The 20060-nt window shown below is 67.9% G+C and carries 16 protein-coding genes and 1 pseudogene; 12 read left to right on the top strand and 5 right to left on the bottom strand.

The window, feature by feature from the left end; genetic code table 11:
* A partial coding sequence (locus tag A5781_RS22420; protein ID WP_067212090.1) for a glycoside hydrolase family 3 N-terminal domain-containing protein occupies positions 1 to 773 on the bottom strand: 773 nt, incomplete at its 3' end.
* A 136-nt stretch (positions 774 to 909) separates the two neighbouring features.
* Here A5781_RS22420 and A5781_RS22415 point away from each other — a divergent pair.
* The 6 genes from A5781_RS22415 (at position 910) to A5781_RS22390 (ending at position 8269) form a co-directional block, all read left to right on the top strand.
* Complete coding sequence (locus A5781_RS22415; RefSeq protein ID WP_067212105.1) at positions 910 to 1110, top strand: DUF2613 family protein; 201 nt, start codon at positions 910 to 912, stop codon at positions 1108 to 1110.
* 82 nt (positions 1111 to 1192) lie between these two features.
* Positions 1193 to 1366, top strand: coding sequence for a DUF2613 domain-containing protein (locus A5781_RS22410; RefSeq protein WP_065443914.1), 174 nt, complete (start codon positions 1193 to 1195; stop codon positions 1364 to 1366).
* A 76-nt stretch (positions 1367 to 1442) separates the two neighbouring features.
* Positions 1443 to 5708: an alpha-(1->3)-arabinofuranosyltransferase gene (locus A5781_RS22405; RefSeq protein WP_197504016.1), complete on the top strand. Its 4266-nt coding sequence runs from the start codon at positions 1443 to 1445 to the stop codon at positions 5706 to 5708.
* 115 nt (positions 5709 to 5823) lie between these two features.
* Positions 5824 to 7269: a lipase maturation factor family protein gene (locus A5781_RS22400; RefSeq protein WP_067212086.1), complete on the top strand. Its 1446-nt coding sequence runs from the start codon at positions 5824 to 5826 to the stop codon at positions 7267 to 7269.
* 133 nt (positions 7270 to 7402) lie between these two features.
* Entirely contained in the window at positions 7403 to 7831 is a 429-nt protein-coding gene (locus tag A5781_RS22395; protein WP_156622613.1) for a hypothetical protein, read from the top strand.
* Between the two features lie 66 nt (positions 7832 to 7897).
* Complete coding sequence (locus A5781_RS22390; RefSeq protein WP_156622612.1) at positions 7898 to 8269, top strand: hypothetical protein; 372 nt, start codon at positions 7898 to 7900, stop codon at positions 8267 to 8269.
* 1 nt (position 8270) lies between these two features.
* Here A5781_RS22390 and A5781_RS22385 read toward each other — a convergent pair whose 3' ends face one another.
* Positions 8271 to 9917, bottom strand: a complete 1647-nt coding sequence (locus A5781_RS22385; RefSeq protein WP_067212076.1) for an acetolactate synthase large subunit — start codon at positions 9915 to 9917, stop codon at positions 8271 to 8273.
* A gap of 79 nt (positions 9918 to 9996) precedes the next feature.
* On the opposite strand from A5781_RS22385, the gene A5781_RS22380 reads away from it, so the two are divergent.
* Positions 9997 to 11373: an NADP-dependent succinic semialdehyde dehydrogenase gene (locus A5781_RS22380; protein WP_067212074.1), complete on the top strand. Its 1377-nt coding sequence runs from the start codon at positions 9997 to 9999 to the stop codon at positions 11371 to 11373.
* Between the two features lie 96 nt (positions 11374 to 11469).
* On the opposite strand, the gene A5781_RS22375 is transcribed toward A5781_RS22380, so the two are convergent.
* On the bottom strand, positions 11470 to 12411 hold the full coding sequence (locus A5781_RS22375; RefSeq protein ID WP_067212071.1) for a R2-like ligand-binding oxidase: 942 nt from the start codon (positions 12409 to 12411) through the stop codon (positions 11470 to 11472).
* Positions 12408 to 13100 carry a TetR/AcrR family transcriptional regulator gene (locus A5781_RS22370; RefSeq protein ID WP_067212068.1) on the bottom strand — a complete coding sequence of 231 codons (693 nt, stop codon included), beginning with the start codon at positions 13098 to 13100 and terminating at the stop codon, positions 12408 to 12410. Before A5781_RS22370 ends, A5781_RS22375 begins: the two co-directional genes overlap by 4 nt.
* A 290-nt stretch (positions 13101 to 13390) precedes the next feature.
* On the opposite strand from A5781_RS22370, the gene A5781_RS22365 reads away from it, so the two are divergent.
* The 3 genes and pseudogenes from A5781_RS22365 (at position 13391) to A5781_RS22355 (ending at position 15725) form a co-directional block, all read left to right on the top strand.
* On the top strand, positions 13391 to 13987 hold the full coding sequence (locus A5781_RS22365; protein ID WP_067212066.1) for a TetR/AcrR family transcriptional regulator: 597 nt from the start codon (positions 13391 to 13393) through the stop codon (positions 13985 to 13987).
* 198 nt (positions 13988 to 14185) lie between these two features.
* Entirely contained in the window at positions 14186 to 14770 is a 585-nt protein-coding gene (locus A5781_RS22360) for an aquaporin (RefSeq protein WP_067212062.1), read from the top strand.
* A gap of 108 nt (positions 14771 to 14878) precedes the next feature.
* Positions 14879 to 15725: pseudogene (locus A5781_RS22355) on the top strand (aldo/keto reductase).
* Between the two features lie 39 nt (positions 15726 to 15764).
* Here the strand turns inward: A5781_RS22355 and A5781_RS22350 are convergent.
* Complete coding sequence (locus A5781_RS22350; RefSeq protein WP_067212059.1) at positions 15765 to 17462, bottom strand: acyl-CoA dehydrogenase; 1698 nt, start codon at positions 17460 to 17462, stop codon at positions 15765 to 15767.
* A 114-nt stretch (positions 17463 to 17576) separates the two neighbouring features.
* On the opposite strand from A5781_RS22350, the gene A5781_RS22345 reads away from it, so the two are divergent.
* Entirely contained in the window at positions 17577 to 18557 is a 981-nt protein-coding gene (locus A5781_RS22345) for a phosphotriesterase (RefSeq protein ID WP_067212054.1), read from the top strand.
* Positions 18550 to 20040: an AMP-binding protein gene (locus tag A5781_RS22340; protein WP_067212051.1), complete on the top strand. Its 1491-nt coding sequence runs from the start codon at positions 18550 to 18552 to the stop codon at positions 20038 to 20040. The genes A5781_RS22345 and A5781_RS22340 overlap by 8 nt, the downstream gene beginning before the upstream one ends.
* Positions 20041 to 20060 lie beyond the last annotated feature (20 nt).

The following is a 20060-nucleotide window of genomic DNA, read 5'->3' as shown; positions in this document are numbered from 1 at the left end:
ACCGCGACCGGGGCCACGGTGATCAGCGTCCGGTAGGGCACCAGGTCGAGGTTCTGCAGGTCACTCAGCGGCGGTGTCACCACACCGCCGGTGTGCGAGTCGCCCGAGCCGTGCCCGTGTCCGGGAAAGTGCTTGAGCACCGGCAGCAGTCCGGCTTCGCGCAGGCCTTGTGCGTACGCCCCGGCGTAGGCGATGACCGTGTTGGGATCGCCCCCGAACGAGCGGTCGCCGATCACGCCGCTCGTGGCATCGGTGACGTCGACGACGGGCGCGAAGTCGATGGTGATGCCCAGCTCACGCATCTTCTTCCCGCGCTCGGCCGCCAGGTCGTGGACCTGGACGACGGTCTGGGTCTGGGCCAGCTGCCGGGGCGACGGTGCCTCCCCGATCAGCGACCGCAACCGCGACACCCGGCCGCCCTCCTCGTCGACGCTGACCGCCAAGGGCAGCGGTCCGGCCTTCGCCGCGATATCGGCCAGCGGGCCTTTGAAGATCGACAGGTCCGTCCAGCTGCCGATGAAGATGCCGCCCACGTGGTAGCCGTCCACCACCGAGCGGGCGTCATCGGCGTTTTTCACGCCCACCATCAGCAGCTGGGCCAGCTTGTCGCGGACCGGCAGCGTGGTGACGTCGCCGCAGGCCGGCGGCGCTGGGGCGGCCGCCGGCTTGCCGGCCGAGGTCGACGGGCCCGGTGGCCGGGCGGCGTGGTGAGCGCAGCCCGCCAGCAACGCCGACACGGAGACGAGCACGGCCAAGGTGCGCGAAAATGACATCGGGCCATGTTTTCATGGCGCTATCCGGGCCTCCGGATCTGGGGAGCGACGAGGTTTTCGTCGGGGGTTTTCTTCTTCGGCTGCGGGGGCACTCCTGGGCTGGTGCCAGCGGGGCTAGGGGGCCAAGATGCCAGCGTTGACCGGTTTCACCCTGGCCGCGGCGGCCAGCATCGCGGTGGGTCTGTCGGTGGGTGTCGCGACGACGGTCGGCGTCACGCTGGCCGTCGCCGACCACGGCGGGGCACCGGCGCGGGGCCGTCCGGCTTCGCTTAACCCGCTGGGGCCCCACCAGGTCCAATACGGCGACCGGTGCTTTCACGGCCACTGCCTGCCCTGACGAGCGCTCCGGGGCGCCGACCCCCTTCTGCTAGGTTGGCGCTAGGCCGACCACGTTTTCCCGATGCCGTTAGGAGCCGTCGATGAACCGGATCATTGCGCCCGCCGCCGCGAGCGTGGTGGTTGGTCTGTTGCTCGGCGCGGCAGCGATCTTCGGGATCACCTTGATGGTGCAGCAGGACACGAAACCGCCACTCCCCGGGGGCGATCCGCAGTCGTCAGTGCTCAACCGGGTCGAGTACGGCAACCGTAGCTAGCGGCGATCGCAAGCGCAGTGGGTCGCCGCCTGCGGACTCAGCGGCCATAGCGGCGGCCGGCCCGCCGGTCCCGTGCTTGCCTGCCGCGCCCGTGTCGCGCCAATGGCTGTGGTTGGTCGGTACGCTCGCCTGCGCGCTGACGTTCGGCCAATCCCCCGGCCGGGTCTCCCCCGACACCAAACTCGACCTCACCGCCAACCCGCTGCGGTTCCTCGCCCGGGCCACCAACCTGTGGAACAGCGACCTGCCGTTCGGGCAGGCGCAGAACCAGGCCTACGGCTACCTATTCCCGCATGGCACCTTCTTTGCGATCGGCCATCTGCTCTCCGTACCGGGGTGGATCACGCAACGGCTGTGGTGGGCGCTGCTGCTCACGATCGGCTTCTGGGGGCTGTTGCGGGTAGCCGAGGCGCTGGGCATCGGCAGCCCTGCGTCACGGGTGATCGGCGCCGCCGCGTTCGCGCTGTCGCCGCGGGTGCTGACCACCCTGGGGTCCATCTCGTCGGAAACCCTGCCGATGATGCTGGCGCCGTGGGTGTTGCTGCCCACGATCCTGGCCCTGCGCGCTTCCGCCAACCGATCGGTGCGAGCGCTCGCCGCGCAGGCCGGCCTGGCCGTCGCGTTGATGGGCGCGGTCAACGCGATCGCCACGCTGGCCGGCTGCCTGCCCGCGGTGATCTGGTGGGCGTGCCACCGGCCGAACCGGCTGTGGTGGCGCTACACCGGGTGGTGGCTGGTGGCGCTGTTCCTGGCGATGTTGTGGTGGGTGGTGGCGCTGGTGATGCTGCGGGCCATCAGCCCGCCCTTCCTGGACTTCATCGAATCCTCCGGTGTGACAACGCAATGGTCGTCGCTGACCGAGATGCTGCGCGGCACCGACAGCTGGACCCCGTACGTGGCGCCGACCGCCACCGCGGGCGCCCCGCTGGTGACCGGCTCGGCGGCCGTCCTGGCCACCTGCCTGGTCGCGGCGGCGGGGCTGGCCGGGCTGGCCAGCCCGCGAATGCCCGCGCGCGGACGGTTGGTGACGATGTTGCTGGCCGGGGTGGTGTTGATGGCCGCCGGTTACAGCGGAGGGCTGGGCTCGCCGGTGGCGCACGCCGTGCAGGCGTTCCTGGACGCCGGTGGCGCGCCGCTGCGCAACGTGCACAAGCTGGGGTCGGTGATCCGGATCCCGATCGTGCTGGGCATCGCCCAGGTGCTGGGCCGGATACCGCTGCCCGGTCGAGAGCCCGTCTCGGCCTGGCTGCGCGCGTTCGCCCACCCCGAGCGCGACCGTCGGGTGGCGGTGGCGATCGTCGTGCTGACGGCGCTGATGGTGAGCACCTCGCTGGCGTGGACCGGCAGGCTGACCCCACCCGGCACCTTCAGCGCGATTCCCCGCTACTGGCAGGAGACCGCAGACTGGCTTGGCGAGCACAACACGGGCACGCCGGTTCCCGGCCGGGTGCTGGTGACCCCGGGGGCGCCGTTCGCCACGCAGGTGTGGGGCACCAGCCATGACGAGCCACTGCAGGTGCTCGGCAACAGCCCGTGGGGCGTGCGCGACTCGATCCCGTTGACCCCGCCGCAAACCATCCGAGCGCTGGACTCGGTGCAACGCCTGTTCGCCGCTGGGCGTCCCTCGGCCGGTCTGGCTGATACCCTTGCCCGCCAAGGTATTTCGTACGTGGTGGTGCGCAACGACCTGGACCCGGACACGTCGCGCTCGGCGCGGCCCATCCTGGTACACCGCGCTGTCGACGGGTCCCCGGGACTGCGGAAGGTGGCGCAATTCGGCGAGCCGGTGGGTCCCGGCACCCTGGCGGGCTTCGTCGCCGACAGCGGACTGCGTCCGCGCTACCCGGCCGTAGAGATTTACCGGGTGGAGGTCGCCGGCGATCCGGGCGCCCCGTACTTCGCCGACGTCGACCGGTTGCCCCGGGTGGACGGCGGACCGGAGGCGCTGCTGCGCCTCGACGAGCGGCGCCGGCTGCAGGGCCAGCCGCCGCTGGGCCCCGCGCTGATGACCGCCGACGCGCGCGGCGCCGGATTGTCGGTGCCGACGGTGACCGTCACCGACACCCCGGTGGCCCGCGAGACCGATTACGGCCGGGTGGACCAACATTCGTCGGCCATCCGGGCCGCGGGCGACGCACGGCACACCTACAACCGGGTGCCCGACTACCCCGTCCCCGGCGCCGACCCGGTTGTCGGCGCCTGGAGCGGCGGGCGGATCACCGTGTCGAGCTCGTCGTCGGACTCCACCGCGATGCCCGACGTCGCGCCGGCGACCTCCCCCGTCGCCGCCATCGACGGCGACCCGGCGACCGCGTGGGTGTCCAACTCGCTGCAATCGGCCGTCGGCCAGTGGCTGCAGGTCGATTTCGACCACCCGGTGACCAACGCGGCGATCACCCTGACGCCCAGCGCGACGGCCGTCGGCGCGCAGGTGCGCCGCATCCTGATCGAAACCGCGACCGGCAGCACGACCCTGCGGTTCGACGAGCCCGGCAAGCCGCTCGCCGCCGCGCTGCCCTACGGCGAGACGCCGTGGGTGCGGATCACCGCCGCGGGCACCGACGACGGGTCCCCCGGCGTGCAGTTCGGCATCACCGACCTGTCGATCACCCAGTACGACGCGTCCGGATTCGCGCACCCGCTCGACCTGCGGCACACCGTGCGGGTTCCCGGGCCACCGCCCGGCGCGACGGTCGCGGGCTGGGACCTGGGTTCCGAATTGCTCGGCAGGCCGGGCTGCGCGTCGACGCCGGACGGCGTGCGCTGTGCGCCGTCGATGGCCCTGGCGCCCGAAGAGCCGGTCAATCTCAGCCGGACGCTGACCGTTCCGGCGCCGATGTCGGTGACCGCGCTGGTGTGGGTGCGGCCACGGCAGGGGCCCAAGCTGGCCGACCTGATCGCCGAGCCGAACACCACCCGGGCGCGGGGCGACTCCGACCTGGTGGACGTCCTCGGCTCGGCGTATGCGGCGACCGACGGCGACCCGTCCACGGCATGGACGGCACCGCAGCGGGTGGTGCAACACAAGACCCCGCCCACGCTGACGCTCACGCTGCCGCGGCCCACCGAGGTCACCGCGCTGCGGCTGGCGCCGAGCCGGTCGGCGTTGCCCGCCCATCCGACGGTGGTGGCGGTCAACCTGGGCGACGGCCCGCAGGTGCGCGCGTTGAAACCCGGTGAACCGCAGACACTCCCGCTGCATCCCCGGGTGACTGACAGCGTCACCGTCAGCCTGCTGAACTGGGAAGACGTCATCGATCGCAACGCGCTGGGTTTCGACCAGCTCAAGCCGCCGGGGCTGGCCGAGCTGGCCGTGCTCGGTGCCGACGGCAACCCGATCGCGCCCGCCGACGCCGCCCGTGATCGCACGCGCGAGATCGCCGTCGACTGCGACCACGGCCCGGTCGTCGCGGTCGCGGGCCGGTTCGTGCACACGTCGATCCGCACCACCGTCGGCGCTCTGCTCGACGACGAGCCGGTTGCGGCGCGGGCGTGCGACCGCGACCCGATTGCGCTGCCGGCGGGCCAGCAGGAGCTGCTGATCAGCCCGGGCGCCCAGTTCGTCGTCGACGGTGTCGACCTGTCCCCGTCGGCCGCGGCCGCCGCCACGCCCAGCCCCGTAGGGGTTCCGGTGTGGCGGGCTTGGGGTCCGGACCGCCGCGAGGTGCAGGCTCCGCCGTCGACCACGCCGCGGGTGCTGGTGATCCCGGAAAGCATCAACCCCGGTTGGGTCGCGCGCACCAGCACCGGGGCCCGGCTGACCCCGGTCGCCGTCAACGGGTGGCAGCAGGGCTGGGTGGTGCCGCCGGGAGACCCCGGCACCATCACACTGACCTTCCCGTCCAACGCGCCGTACCGGGTCGGTCTGGGGCTGGGGCTGGCCTTGCTGCCACTGCTCGCGATGCTCGCGCTGTGGCGCACCCGAAGCGGGCGCGCCGACGACGCTCCCGCCCAGCCGTGGCAGCCGGGACCATGGGCGGCGGCCGCGGTGCTGGCCTGCGGGGCGGTGATCGCCGGTGTGGTCGGGGTCGTGGTGGTCGGCGGCGCCCTGGGCCTGCGGTACGCGCTGCGCCGCCGGCGCTTGAACCACGCCACGATGGTCCTGAGCGCGGGTGGGCTCATCCTGGCCGGCGCGGTGTTGTCACGGCATCCCTGGCGATCGGTCGACGGCTACGCGGGCCATTCCGCGAATGTTCAGCTGCTGGCGCTGATTTCGCTCGCGGTGGTCGCCGCTTCCGCGGTGACGATGCGGTCCGAGGATCGGACCGAGGTGGGGCACCCCCGGCCGCGCAGCGGCGAGGGGGCGAACCGCGCCATTGACGTCCGCGGTGACGATCGGTGATAGGGCCGGCCGGTCCCGCGACGAATAGCGCTCGAGGGTATTGGCTGGCGGTTTACCGGCTGCTTGACTGGATATCTGGGTCTGTGTGACCGCCACCGTCCAAGGAGTTACGGCCATGGGCTGGTTTTCCGCTCCCGAATATTGGCTCGGCAGACTGGTGCTCGAGCGGGGCGCCGCGGTGGTCTACCTGCTCGCGTTCGTCGCGGCAGCGGCGCAGTTCCGGGCGCTCATCGGGGAGCACGGACTACAGCCCATTCCGCGGTTTTTGGCCGGGCAGTCGTTTTGGCGGACGCCCAGCCTGTTTCATGTGCGCTATTCCGATCGCCTGTTCTCGGTGGTCTCCTGGTTCGGTGCCGCGCTGTCGGCGGCGATCGTCGCCGGGGCGGCAGATGCGGTGCCGGTCTGGGCGGCCATGCTCATGTGGCTGGCGCTGTGGGTGCTCTACCTGTCGATCGTCAACGTCGGGCAGACCTGGTATGCGTTCGGGTGGGAATCGCTGTTGCTGGAGATCGGCTTTCTGCTGATCTTCCTCGGCAACGACCAGGTGGCGCCGCCGGTGCTGACCTTATGGATGGCCCGGTTGCTGCTGTTCCGAGTGGAATTCGGCGCCGGGCTGATCAAGATGCGGGGCGATCCGTGCTGGCGCGACCTGACGTGTCTGTACTACCACCACGAAACGCAGCCCATGCCCGGGCCATTGAGCTGGTTCTTCCACCACCTGCCCAAGCCGCTGCATCGAATCGAGGTGGCGGGCAACCATTTCTCGCAGCTGGTGGTGCCGTTCGGATTGTTCGCGCCACAACCGGTGGCCAGCATCGCCGCCGCGATCATCCTCGTCACCCAGCTGTGGCTGGTGGCGTCGGGTAACTTTGCCTGGCTCAACTGGGTGACGATCCTGTTGGCGTGCAGCGCCATCGACGACTCGTCGGTGGCTTGGGTGCTCGGTCCGCACGCCCATCCCGCGCCGCCGGGGCCGCCGCTGTGGTTCGCCGCGCTGGTGATCGCGTTCGCGGCTGCGGTGTTGTTCATGAGTTACTGGCCGGTGCGCAACATGCTGTCCTCGCGTCAGCGAATGAACATGTCGTTCAACTCTTTTCACCTCGTCAACACCTACGGTGCGTTCGGCAGCATCGGGCGCGTCCGCCGCGAGGTGGTGATCGAAGGCACCGAGGACACCCGCCTCAGCGACCAGACGGTGTGGAAAGAATACGAATTCAAGGGCAAGCCCGGCACCGTGGGCCGGCTTCCGCGGCAGTGGGCGCCGTACCATCTGCGCCTGGACTGGCTGATGTGGTTCGCCGCCATCTCGCCCGGCTACGCGCAACCATGGCTGACACCGTTTCTGCAGCGGCTGCTGCGCAACGATCGGCCCACGCTGCGGCTGTTGCGGCACAATCCATTTCCGGATTCACCACCGCGTTACGTGCGTGCGCAGCTCTACGAGTACCGCTTCACGACGCCCGCCGAGCTGCGCCGCGAGCGGGCCTGGTGGCATCGGACATTGATCGGCGGCTACGTCCGGCCGATGGCGCTGCCGGCGGCGACGTCACGGCACGGCTGACCGAGGCCGCGTCGCCATGGCCCGGCCAGTCGGTGGCATAGAAGTTTGCCAAATGCACAGCAAACGGAACGCCTTCGGTGTATAGCGGTCACTGTGAGCTACGTACGTATCAGCTCAGCAGGAGGATGAGATCATGGCCATCACACGGGCGATCGCCGCAGCCGCCATGTTCGCCGGTTTAGCTGTCGGTACGGCTAGTGCAGCGTGGGCCGACACGACGATCAGCGGCCACTACACCTGGACTTCGACAACCCCTCGGGGATCGGAGATGTCCGGCGACTATTACTTCACACCCTGCGGCGACGGATGCGCTTCGGTAGCAACCGCACCCGGTGGCCAGGCCGTGGCCCTGGCGCGGCTGATCAACGGGCAATGGACGATGGAAGGCACCTGGGCCATACGCTGTGCCGACGGTAGCCCCGGTCCCAATGAGCCGTACCACGACACGTGGGATCCGAACACCCTGGAAGGCACAAGCACCTTGATGTACAACGTGCCGGCCTGCGGCCACCCACCGGGGTATCAACAGACGAATCACCTGCAACTCAGGCAGGCGCCCTGACGCGTAACTGTCTGTCGCGACTGCGACTCACGCCGCCGAACCCCCACCGGCGAAAAGGAGCCGAGCATGAGAACAGCACTCGTAGGGTTGGCAACGGTGCTGGCCCTCTCCGGCTTCATGTGGACGGCGGATCTGATGCTTGGGGCGGGTGCCGCCCATGCCGCCTGCTCGACGAACAACGGCGGTAACCAGCCACCGGAATGCGCACCGCCCGAGGGACCCCCGGGCTGCTACACCTCACACATCTGCAGCCAGATGTGGTGCCCGAACTTGGGCCAGATGCGGCGCATGCCGGACTGGGACATGAATGTCTGCCACACCTACTACTTCGCTCCGGACTCCGGTCTGCCCGCGCTGATCGTGCAAGGACAGCCGCCGGGCCTGCGGCTGCCGCCGAACACCGGCGTCTGCCCACCCTTGGCCTGGATGTGTCCGTGAATTACAGCGTCTCGTCCAGCTCGCCGAGCCGGTCGGTCAGCCGCAGATTCTCCGAGTAGTCGACCGGGCAGGAGATCACCGACACCCCGTCGTCGTCGAGTGCGGCCCGCAGCGTCGGCAACAGTTCCTCCGCGCTGTTGATCCGATACCCCTTGGCGCCAAAGCTTTCCGCGTAGGTCACCACATCGGGGTTGCCGAACTTCACGTAGTAGTGCGCGCCGAGCTCGAGGTCCATTTTCCACTCGATCAGGCCGTAGCCGCCGTCGTCCCAGATCAGCACGACCAGTGGTATCCGCTCACGGACGGCGGTCTCGATTTCCTGCGAGTTCATCAGGAACGCGCCGTCGCCGACGACCGCCAGCACCTTGGACTCGGGACGCGCCAGCTTGACACCCAGCGCACCGGGTAGCGCAAAACCCATGGTGGACAAGCCGTTTGACACCAGACAGGTGTTGCACTCATACGTCGGGTAGAGCCGCGCCATCCACATCTTGGTGGCGCCGGTGTCCACCAGGACGACGTCGCTGCGGCCCAGCGCGGCGCGGGTATCGGCCACCAACCGCGCCGGAGCGAGCGGATAACGCGAATCCTCTTGCCCCCGAGCGAATTCCTCGGCCAGCAGGCCGTGGCCGGGCACCTCGGGATCGGCCTCGTAGGCGTGGCCGTCGAGCGCGTCCGTCAATGCGTTCAAAGAGGCGCTGATGTCGCCGATGATCCCGACGTCCACCGAATAGTGCGCGTCGACCTCGGCCGGGAAACGGTGGATGTGGACGATCTTCTTGTCGGCCTGCGGGTTGATCCGGACCGGGTCGAACTCCTGCAGCTCGTACCCGACGGCGATGACCACGTCGGCGTTGTCGAAGCCGAAGTTGACGTAGTCGTGCCGCATGAACCCGAGGGTCCCGATGCTGTTGGGATGGTCGTCGGGCATCACGCCCTTGCCGTGAAAGGTGTTGGCGACCGGGATACCGAATTCCTCGGAGAACCGGACCAAGGCGGCGGTGGCGTTGCCGCGGGCGGCGCCGTGACCGGCGAGCACCACCGGCCGCTTCGCCTTGCGCAGGATGTCGACCGCGCGCTCCACCTGACCGGGTGCGGGCGCATCGGGACGGACGACGTTGCGCGGCAACGGCGTCAGGTCATAGTCGGTCTCGTCGGCATCGATGTGCTCCGGCACCGCGAGATAAACCGCCGCCGGGCGTTCGGTCTCGGCCACCTTGAACGCCTTGCGGAACATCTCGGGTATGGCGCGCGCGGTGGGGACTCCGGCCGCCCACCGGGTGATGGGCGCGAACATCGACACCAGGTCGACGTACTGGTGCGACTCCTTGAATTGCCGGTCGTGGCCCACCTGCGCGGAGATCGCGACCAATGGGGTGCTGTTGGTGGTGGCGTCGGCCACGCCGAGTTGCATGTTGATCGCGCCCGGCCCCAGGGTGCTCGACACCACCGCGGCGCGGCCGGTCACCCGGCCGTACATCTCGGCCATGAAGGCCGCGCCCTGCTCGTGCCGGGTGAGCACATAGCGGATGCTCGACGAGGCCAGCGCCTGCACGAAGCGGATGTTCTCCTCACCCGGCAGACCGAAGACCACGGAAACGCCCTCGTTTTCCAGGCACTTGACCATCAGCTCGGCGGCTTTACTCATCCGGCACCTCCCTCGAGGGAACGATAGTGGCAGGCTGGGTGTTGCTCCTTTTACCAACCCCGAAGCGAAGGATGTCAGCGTGCCCATCGCCACCATCAACCCGGCTACCGGCGAGACAGTAAAAACCTTCACCCCGGCGACCGACGAAGAAGTCGACGCGGCCATCGCCGCCGCCTACGCCCGATTCCAGGACTACCGCCATAACACCACCTTTGCCCAGCGCGCCGGGTGGGCAAACGCCACCGCCGACCTGTTGGAAAAAGAGGCCGACGACGTCGCCGCGATGATGACCCTGGAAATGGGCAAGACCTTGAAGTCGGCCAAGGCCGAAGTACTCAAGTGCGCCAAGGGCTTTCGCTACTACGCCGAGAACGCCGAAAAGCTGCTGGCCGACGAGCCGGCCGACGCGGGCAAGGTCGGCGCGTCCAAGGCCTACATCCGCTACCAGCCGCTCGGCGTGGTCCTGGCCGTGATGCCGTGGAACTTCCCGCTCTGGCAGGCCGTGCGGTTCGCCGCGCCGGCGCTGATGGCCGGCAACGTGGGCATCCTCAAGCACGCCTCGAACGTGCCGCAGACCGCGCTCTACCTCGCCGACGTCATCGCGCGCGGCGGCTTCCCGGACGGCTGCTTCCAGACGCTGCTCGTCTCGTCCAGCGCCGTCGAGCGCATCCTGCGTGACCCTCGCGTCGCCGCGGCCACCCTGACCGGCAGCGAACCCGCCGGCCAATCGGTCGCCGCCATCGCCGGCGACGAGATCAAACCCACCGTGCTCGAGCTCGGCGGCAGCGACCCGTTCATCGTGATGCCGTCGGCGGACCTCGACGAGGCGGTCAAGACCGCGGTCACCGCCCGGGTGCAGAACAACGGCCAATCCTGCATCGCCGCCAAGCGATTCATCATCCACACCGACATCTACGACGCGTTCGTCGACAAGTTCGTCGAGCGGATGGCTGCGCTCAAGGTCGGCGACCCGACCGACCCTGACACCGACGTCGGCCCGCTGGCCACCGAGTCGGGGCGCGACGACATCGTCAAGCAGGTCGACGAAGCCGTGGCGGCCGGCGCGAAGCTGTGCACCGGCGGCAAGCCGCTCGACGGGCCGGGCTGGTTCTACCCGCCGACGGTAATCACCGACATCACCAAGGACATGGCGCTCTACACCGAAGAGGTCTTCGGCCCGGTCGCGTCGATGTACCGCGCCGAGACCATCGACGAGGCCATCGAGATCGCCAACGGCACCACCTTCGGGCTGGGCTCCAACGCCTGGACTCGCGACGAGGCCGAGCAGCAGCGCTTCATCGACGACATCGAGGCCGGCCAGGTCTTCATCAACGGGATGACGGTGTCCTACCCGGAGCTGGGCTTCGGCGGCGTCAAGCGGTCCGGCTACGGCCGCGAACTCGCGGGCCACGGGATCCGCGAGTTCTGCAACGCCAAGACCGTCTGGGTCGGGTAGTGGCGATCGCAAGCGCGGCGCAGCCGGGCGCAGCGGGTCGCCACCATCGGGGCCGGCGAGAGCGGCTCGGCGGCCGGCAGCAGCAAGGTCGATAGCTCAGGCGGACGCGGCGGCCAGGGCCTTCTCGTCCTCGTCGGCGAAGGTGTCCTCCAGGTGCAGCGGCGAGTAGTCGAGGTCGATCTCCTCGAGCGGCCGGCCGCGGGCGCTGGAGATGGTGCCGAAGCGCCGCATACCCTTGTCGGACGCGTACTGCATGAACTCGTCCACCGAAAGGCCGAAGGGCATCGGGTCGTAAAGGGAGAAGCCCTCTTCGATGAGGCGCAGTCCCAGCGGCATGAGCTCGTTCATGCGGGTTTCGAAGACGCCCCAGTTGGCGTCGTCGGCGGCGACGTGGCGGCGGCAGGTGAAGGTGCCCCACGCCATGTGGCGGCGCTCGTCGTCGCCGATGCGCCGGATCAATTCCTGCATGCCGGGCAGGATGCCGCGCTCCACGCAGATCTTGTGCCAGCCGAAGTAGCCCGTGAGCGCCAGCATGCCTTCGACCATGTGGTTATAGGTGACCGACGCCCGCACCTGGGCGGCCGGAGACGGGTCGACCGACAAGGCGTTGAGGCAGTCCGGCAATTCCTCGTAGAAGATCGTCCGGTAGGTGGGGATGTCGTCGAGGTACTCGTGCAGGTCATCGGTGACGCCGACGGCGTCGAGCCACATGCGGAACACCTGGACGTGCTTGGCTTCCTCGAATGCGAACTGCGTCAGGTACATCTCGTCACCCAGCCGGCCCTCGACCCGCATCGCGGACATGAACGGCTGAATGTCCTCGGTGACCGCTTCCTCGCCGGCGATGAATTCCGCGCACAGCCGGATGGCGTAGTGACGTTCGTCCTCCGAGAGCTGCTCCCAGTCGGCGCGGTCGCGGGAGAAGTCGATGTCGGCCGGGTCCCAGAACTTCGCGTTGCCGCCGGCGAACAGCCGCAACGGCAGGCTGTCCCAGTTGAGTCCCCCTCGAACCATCGAGTTCGTATGCGTGCGTGTCATGAGACCTCCTCGGATTGTTGTGGGGCTGAGTGGACGGGCGGGCGCGGGGACGCCGCGAAGGCGGCCGCCAGTACGCCGACGAGCCGGCGCACCGCCAGTGCCGGCTGCTCCGGGGAGGGTTCGTCGAGCCCGAGGATCGGATCCAAACCCCGCATGTAGGGCGCCAGCGCCAGGTGCGGAAAGATCAAGAGCAGCAACGACAACAGCGCGTCGGTGTCCGAATCGGCGCGCAGGTCGCCGCGCACCTTCGCGTCGCGGACGAGTGGCCGCATCACTTCCAGGTAGTGCCGGTGGATGACGTTCTGGACGCTGACGCGGGCTTCGGTGTCGACCTCGAGGGTCGCCGCGGCGTGCAGCGCGCGTTCGTGCGGGTGGTCGGCGAAGTAGGCCACCCATGCGTCGAGCCAGTCCGTCAGAAAGTCGAAGAACGGCCGGCCCGGGTCGAGCTCGCGGATGCGGTCTTCCATGTAGGCACGCACCCGCTGGCTGGCGATGTCGGCGATGAACGCGTACAGGTCACGCTTGTCCGCGAAGTACTGGAACAGGCTGCCCTTCGCGACGCCGGCCCGCCGCGCGATGACGTTGAGGCTGCCCCGGGAGAACCCGTGCGCCCCGAATTCTTGTTCCGCCGCGTCGATGATGGCGGCGCGACGGGCGGGGTCGACCCGCGCCCAAGTCACCGTTGGCAATGCGGCCTCCTAGCGTCGATGACCACTGGTCATATTACGGTGAGCCGCGTCACAGTCAAGTATCACCCCGCAGCAACGAACCGCACTCGGACAAAATATGATCGCCGCTGCTCAGAGCACATGCTCGCTGGAGCAAGTTACGGAGCGCGCCATCGGGCCTTCCGAGTCCGCATTGGCATGGTGCCGTTAGGTAGATCCAAGCGGCTGCGCACGAAACGAACTGGCGTCGGCGTAGCCCGGCCGCCGGCGGGTGGTCCATAGTTGGAACATCAATTCAGTTCGACGAAAAGGTGTCGGATCGCGTGGATCAGCTCCGGGCCCGCCCAGGCCGCCCCCGCAGCCAGGAGACCCGAGCTGCGGTGCTACGTACGACGTCGGAGCTCATGCACGAGGTCGGCCTGCGAGCGATGACTACCGAGGAGATTGCCGCCCGGAGCGGGGCGAGCAAGGCGACGATTTATAAGTGGTGGCCGAACAAGTACGCGCTTGCCGTCGAGGCGTTTCTGTCGGAAATGGCGATTGAATCAGCCGATCAGGACACAGGATCGGCGCACGAGGACTTCCGCCTTGCGCTCCGCGGCATGGCCCGCTTCTACAGCAGTGAGAGTGGCCGGGCCTATGCCCAACTCGTCGGCGAGGCACAGTTCGACCCGCAAGTCGGCTCGCAACTGCGCGACTATCTCGTCGGCTCTCGGCGCAAACTGGTCCGTGCGATCTGGGACCGCGGTGTCGCGCGGGGCGAATTGCGCGCAGACATCGACCCCGAGGTGGCGATTGATCTAATTTTCGGGCCGGTGATGTATCGCCTGGTCGCGGGCCATGCGCCCCTCGACGACGCCGGCGCCGACGCGATCGTCGACGCAGCGATGCGCGGGCTGGGCCACTGAGACCGAGGTCATAGCTTCACGGGGTTAAAAAGCGGCGGTTCAGCGGTTATTTTATAAACTAAACGTTCAGTATCTGTCTGATTGGGGTCAGTCATGACATCCACCCGCTTTGTCGCCGGGCCCTCGCAGAGCTCGAGGACGCGACTCCGTCCGACGGCTCGCAAGCTTGCTGTCGAGTTCATCGGGACGTTCTTCCTCATGTTCACTGTCGGCGCCAGCGCCCGGGCCGCGACGTCGCTAGCGCCGCTGGCGATTGGCGGAATCCTCATGGTCATGGTCTACGCCGGCGGCCACATCTCCGGAGGCCACTACAACCCGGCGGTGACGATGGCCGCGCTCGTCCGCAGCAGGATCGGTGTCCATGATGCGATTGGGTACTGGATAGTCCAACTCACGGCCGGCCTGCTCGCTGCAGTCGTTGTCGGCGCGACCATCAGCGCATCGCCCGCCCGGGCATTCGCGCCGCGCGGTGACGCCATGACGAGTGCGCTCATCGTCGAATTCTTGTTCACCTTTGCCCTGGCCTATGTCGTCCTCAACGTCGCAACCAGCAAGGACCACGCAGACAACTCCTTCTACGGGTTGGCCATCGGTTTCACGGTCGTTGTCGGTGCCGTGAGCGTCGGCGGCATTTCCGGCGGTGTGTTCAACCCCGCTGTCCTGCTAGGGGGCGCGGCCAGCGGGTTGCTCGGCTGGTCGACGCTGATCTACCTCGTCCCGGAAGTGGTCGGCGGCGTGACGGCCGGCCTCGTATTCCGCGCCCTCAACCCAGCCGATAAGTGAGGCGCCAAGATGAGACGAGATACCAACGTGGCGAATCGTTTTCGCGTCCTGCCGGGGTCCGAGCGACAGCGCAGAACCACAGCAATCAATCACTAGGAGGCCAAGCAGATGAACTCGATTCCTTCGATCACGCTCTGACGGCAACACCATCCCTCAACTAGGCTTCGGCGTGTTCCAGATTGCACCGGAACAGACCGCCGCCGCGGTGTGTACCGCCCTTGCGGTCGGATACCGCCACATCGACACTGCGCAGATGTACGGCAATGAAAGGGAAGTCGGCCAAGGCATCCGGCATGCGGGGCTGGACCGCGGCGAGGTGTTTGTCACCAGCAAGCTCAACAACGGACATCACAGGCCCGATGACGCGCGCCGCGCGTTCGACGCCACATTGACCGCCCTTGGTACGGATTATGTCGACCTGTTCCTGATCCACTGGCCCCTTCCCACCCGCTATCACGGCGACTTCGTCTCCACGTGGAACGTGCTGGAGGAATTCGCCAAGGACGGCCGGGCACGCAGCATCGGCGTGTCGAACTTCCAGGTCGCCCATCTGCGCCGACTCGCCGAGGGATCGCACACCGCGCCCGCAGTGAACCAAATCGAGGTGCACCCCTACTTTACGAACCAGCAGGTCGATGCCTATAACCGCCAGCACCAGATCGCGACGGAGGCCTGGTCGCCAATCGCGAAGGGCAAGGTCCTGGACGACGACCTCATCACCCGCATCGCCGATGCGCATGGCAGAACACCCGCGGAGGTGGTGCTGCGTTGGCACATCCAGAGCGGCAACGTCGTGATTCCCAAGTCGGTGCACCGCGAGCGGATGGAGGCGAATTTCAATATCTTCGACTTCACGCTGAGCACCGAGCAGATGGACTCCATCAGCGGCCTCGACCGTGGCGAACCCGGTCGCACCGGTCCCCACCCCGATACATTCGACAACATCCCCGATTGATGTTTCGGCACAGATGTAGACGCACGCGTCGGCGCCGAACTATGGCCGCATCTGGTACGCGCCGTTGAGGGGAAGGATGTGCTCCTTCCAGATCTGGGCGTAGCGGGCGGGGTCGTGGACGGGGCGGCGGATCATCCGCGTCGCGAAGCGGGCCTGCTCGTCCGTCGTCGCGGGTTTGTCGCTCAGCTCCACGGCGTAGCCGTTGAAGTCGCGGACCAGCACGGCGAAGATCTCATCGATCAGCGTCTCGTCCACGTCGGACAGCGCGGCCTCCTCGAGGATGAGCTGCGCGTAGGGCACCGTCGCGAACAACTGGCCCACGGCGAAGGCGAAGTCGACGTCCTTCTGCTGTGCGGCGTCGGGGGTCGCGCTGGCCAGCATGTCGGCGAGCACGTCGATCTGCTTGCGCAGCAACGCCACGTTGGGCAGGTGCCCGAACCCGTCGAACGGCGCGCGCCAGTCGTGGAAGCGCACCTTGCCCAGGCCCCCGGTCGGACCCTGCGCGAACAGGAACGTGTCGTCGGCCGCGTCGTCGCGGCGGCCGATGATCGGCAGCTCGGCGTTGGGGGCGAACAGGAAGTTGGGCATGAACTTGGCGAGCAGGCCGACGTTGATGTGCACGGTGCCCTCGAGCCTTGGCAGCAAACCGATCTCGCGGGTGACGGCCTCGAAGAAGGTGTCCTTCTCCACCCCCTTGGCGGCGATCACGTCCCACAGGGCGATGACGACCCGCTCGCCTTCGCTGGTGATCTTCGCCTTGGTGAGCGGGCTGTACAGCAGGTAGCGCCGGTCGTCCGCCGAGGCGCCGCGCATGTAGTCGCAGGCGCGGGTCGCGACGAGCCGCATCGCGACCAGCCGCAAGTACGCGTCGGTGAGCAGCCGCCGCACGTGGCTGAAGTCGGTGACGACGGTTCCGTACAGGACCCGGTTGGAGGCGTGGGTGACCGCCTCGTACATGGCGTGGGTGCACATGCCGACCGCGCCCCAGCCCAGGTTGTACTTGCAGACGTTGACCGTGTTGAGGGCCGCGTGGAAGGCCCCGGGACCGCGGTGCAGGATGTCGGCCTCGGTGACGGGGTAGTCGCGCAGCGCATAGTTGGCCACGTAGTTCTGCGAGTTCACCACGTTCTTGATCAGGTCATACCGATCGTGCTGGGAGTCGGCGGCGAAGAACACGTATTCGTCTGAGCCGGCGATCTTGCCGAAGGTGGAGACCATCCGCGCCACGTTGGCGTTGCCGATGTAGTACTTCTCGCCATTGGCGACCCAGCCGCTCTCGGACGGCGTCAGGATCATGTCGGTCTGGTAGACGTCGGCGCCGTGGGTCTGCTCCGACAGGCCGAAGGCGAACACCTCGCCGGCCTCGAGCTGGGCGGCGGCCTTGCGCTTGGCGTCCTCGTTCGCGCTCATCCAGATGGGGCCCAAGCCCAGCGCGGTGACCTGGAAGGGGTACCAGTAGCTCAGCCCGTAGAAGCCCACGATCTCGGCGAACTCGCTGATCCGGTAGGTATCCCAGCGACTATCGTCGGCGCCGTACTGAGACGGCGTCAGCAGGGACGCGAAGATGCGCTCGCGTCCGATGTGGTCCAAAAACTCGGAGTACCACACCCGTTCGTGATCGTCGGACTTCAGCCGCGCCTTGCCCCGCGATTCGAAGAAGTCCACCGTCGAGGCCATGATCTCCGCCGAGCGCCGGTCAGGGTATTTGCGTTGCAGGTGGTTGGGATTGAGCAACATGACGCGACTCCCGCGGGTTCCGGTTGGGACGAGGGTGACGGTACTGCACCTTAGGGCGCACCGGAATAAATCGGCACTGTTCTCCGACCACCGGGTCGACCTAGCATCAGTCACGTGTCAGAACTCAATACCGCCCGCGGCCCCATCGATACCGCCGACCTCGGCGTGACGCTCATGCACGAGCACGTGTTCATCATGACCACCGAGATCGCGCTGAACTATCCCGAAGCGTGGGGTGACGAGGAACGGCGGGTGGCCGATGCCATCGATCGGCTCAACGAGCTGAAGTCCCGCGGTGTCGACACCATCGTGGACCTCACCGTGATCGGGCTGGGCCGCTACATCCCGCGCATCGCCCGCGTCGCGGCGGCCACCGAGCTGAATATCGTTGTGGCGACGGGACTTTACACGTACAACGACGTGCCGTTCCGGTTCCATTACGAGGGCCCCGGAGGGATGCTGGACGGCCCCGAGATCATGACCGAGATGTTCGTCCGCGACATCGAGCAGGGCATCGCCGACACCGGCATCAAGGCGGGCATCCTCAAGTGTGCAACCGACGAACCCGGCATCACCCCGGGCGTCGAGCGGGTGCTGCGCGCGGTCGCGCAGGCGCACAAGCGCACCGGGGTGCCGATCTCCACGCACACCCACGCCGGGCTGCGCCGCGGGCTCGAGCAGCAACGCATCTTCGAGGAGGAGGGCGTGGACCTGAGCCGGGTGGTCATCGGTCACTCCGGCGACAGCACCGATGTCGGCTACCTCGAAGAGCTCATCGCCGCCGGCTCCTACCTCGGCATGGACCGGTTCGGCATCGACGTGATCCTGCCGTTCGAGGACCGGGTCAACATCGTGGCCACGATGTGCGAGCGCGGGCACGCCGACAAGATGGTGCTCTCGCACGACGCCAACTGTTATTTCGACGCGCTTCCCGAAGCCCTGGTGCCCCAGATGGCGCCGAATTGGCATTACCTGCACATCCACAACGACGTCATCCCCGCCCTCAAGGAGCGCGGCGTCACCGACGACCAGTTGCACACCATGCTGGTCGACAACCCCCGCCGCATCTTCGAGCGGCAGGGCGCATATGAGTGAGCCGATCCCGCCGATCGGCACCCAGATCTCCGCGCTGGCCGAACTTGCACCCGACGAGCCGGCGGTCACCTGTGATCGAGTGACCATCACCCGCGCCGAACTCGACCGTTCGACGAACCGGTTGGCCCGCGCCTACGCCGAGTGCGGTGTGGGGGTCGGCGACTACGTGACGATGGTGCTGCCCAACTCGATCGAGTGGATCCAGGCCGCGGTGGCGTGCTGGAAGCTGGGCGCGGTGCCGCAGCCGCTGTCGGCGCGGTTGCCGGACGCGGAGTTGCAGGGCCTGCTGGAGTTGCGCCCGCCCACCTTGTTGGTGGGCCGCGAGTATCCCGGAATGCCAAGCGTGTCAGCCGGTTTCACGCCGGGACCGCATTGTTCGGACGCGGCGCTGCCGGAGACGGTGTCGCCGGTGTGGAAGGCGATGGGGTCCGGCGGCAGCACCGGCCGCCCCAAGCTGATCGAATCCGGCGGCGACAGCCGGATACCGGCCGCCATCGGCTATCCCTTGGGCGCGCAGGAGGGCGATGTCACGCTGATGCCGGTGCCGCTGTCGCACAACACCGGATTCACCGCAGCGACCATGGCACTGTTGATGCGCCATCACCTGGTGCTGATGAGCCGGTTCGAGCCGCAGCAATTCCTTCGGCTGATCACCGACCATAAAGTCACCTTTTTGACGACGGTGCCGACGATCATGCAGCGGACGCTGCCGGTCTATTACGCCGAACCGGGTGCCTACGACCTGTCGTCGATCCGCCGCTTCTGGCATCTGGCGGCGCCGTGCCCGCCCGCCGTCAAGCAGGCGTGGATCGATCTGCTGGGTCCGGAAAAAGTGTGGGAACTCTACGGCGGCACCGAATTACAGGCGCTGACCTTCATCTCCGGCGACCAGTGGCTGACCCACCGCGGCTCGGTCGGGGTGGTGGTCGCCGGCGAGATGAAGGTGCTCGACGACGACGGCAACCCGTGTCCGCCCGGCGTGGAGGGCGAGATTTACATGCGGCCCGCACCGGGCAGCGCGCCCACCTACCGCTACGTCGGCGCGACGGCGAAGAGCCGCGACGGCTGGGACTCGTTGGGCGACCTCGGCTATTTCGACGCCGACGGATTTCTCTATCTGTCTGACCGCAGGGTGGACATGTTCACCGTCGGCGGCCGCAACGTGTACCCAGCCGAGATCGAGAACGCGTTGTCGGCACACCCGGACGTGTTGTCCTGCCTCGTGGTCGGCGTCCCCGACCCAAACTCCGGCGATCTGGGGCAGGTGCCCTACGCGCTGGTGCACACGGCCGACGACGCGGGGCTGGACGCCGCCGGGGTGCAGCAATTTCTGCGCGAACACCTCGCGGCGTACAAGGTGCCGCCCACCCCGGATTTCGTAGAATTCGTCGACGCCCCCCTGCGCGACGACGCTGGGAAGGCGCGGCGGTCGGCGGTGCGCGCCGAGATCATGGAGCGCCTGCAGGCCGTCGGGCCGGCCTGACGCACACCAAGAATCCTCCA

The sequence above is a fragment of the Mycobacterium sp. 852002-30065_SCH5024008 genome (genome assembly GCF_001665645.1).
Taxonomy (GTDB): domain Bacteria; phylum Actinomycetota; class Actinomycetes; order Mycobacteriales; family Mycobacteriaceae; genus Mycobacterium; species Mycobacterium paraffinicum.
Note: the sequence above shows the minus strand (reverse complement) of the source record. Positions and strands in the feature narration are given on the sequence as shown.

Coding starts and splice junctions, on each gene's coding strand:
- A5781_RS22385 (WP_067212076.1), bottom strand. CDS start 9,917: ATGAGTAAAGCCGCCGAGCTGATGGTCAAGTGCCTGGAAAACGAGGGC.
- A5781_RS22340 (WP_067212051.1), top strand. CDS start 18,550: ATGAGTGAGCCGATCCCGCCGATCGGCACCCAGATCTCCGCGCTGGCC.
- A5781_RS22400 (WP_067212086.1), top strand. CDS start 5,824: ATGGGCTGGTTTTCCGCTCCCGAATATTGGCTCGGCAGACTGGTGCTC.
- A5781_RS22390 (WP_156622612.1), top strand. CDS start 7,898: ATGAGAACAGCACTCGTAGGGTTGGCAACGGTGCTGGCCCTCTCCGGC.
- A5781_RS22375 (WP_067212071.1), bottom strand. CDS start 12,411: ATGACACGCACGCATACGAACTCGATGGTTCGAGGGGGACTCAACTGG.
- A5781_RS22360 (WP_067212062.1), top strand. CDS start 14,186: ATGTTCACTGTCGGCGCCAGCGCCCGGGCCGCGACGTCGCTAGCGCCG.
- A5781_RS22410 (WP_065443914.1), top strand. CDS start 1,193: ATGAACCGGATCATTGCGCCCGCCGCCGCGAGCGTGGTGGTTGGTCTG.
- A5781_RS22350 (WP_067212059.1), bottom strand. CDS start 17,462: ATGTTGCTCAATCCCAACCACCTGCAACGCAAATACCCTGACCGGCGC.
- A5781_RS22395 (WP_156622613.1), top strand. CDS start 7,403: ATGGCCATCACACGGGCGATCGCCGCAGCCGCCATGTTCGCCGGTTTA.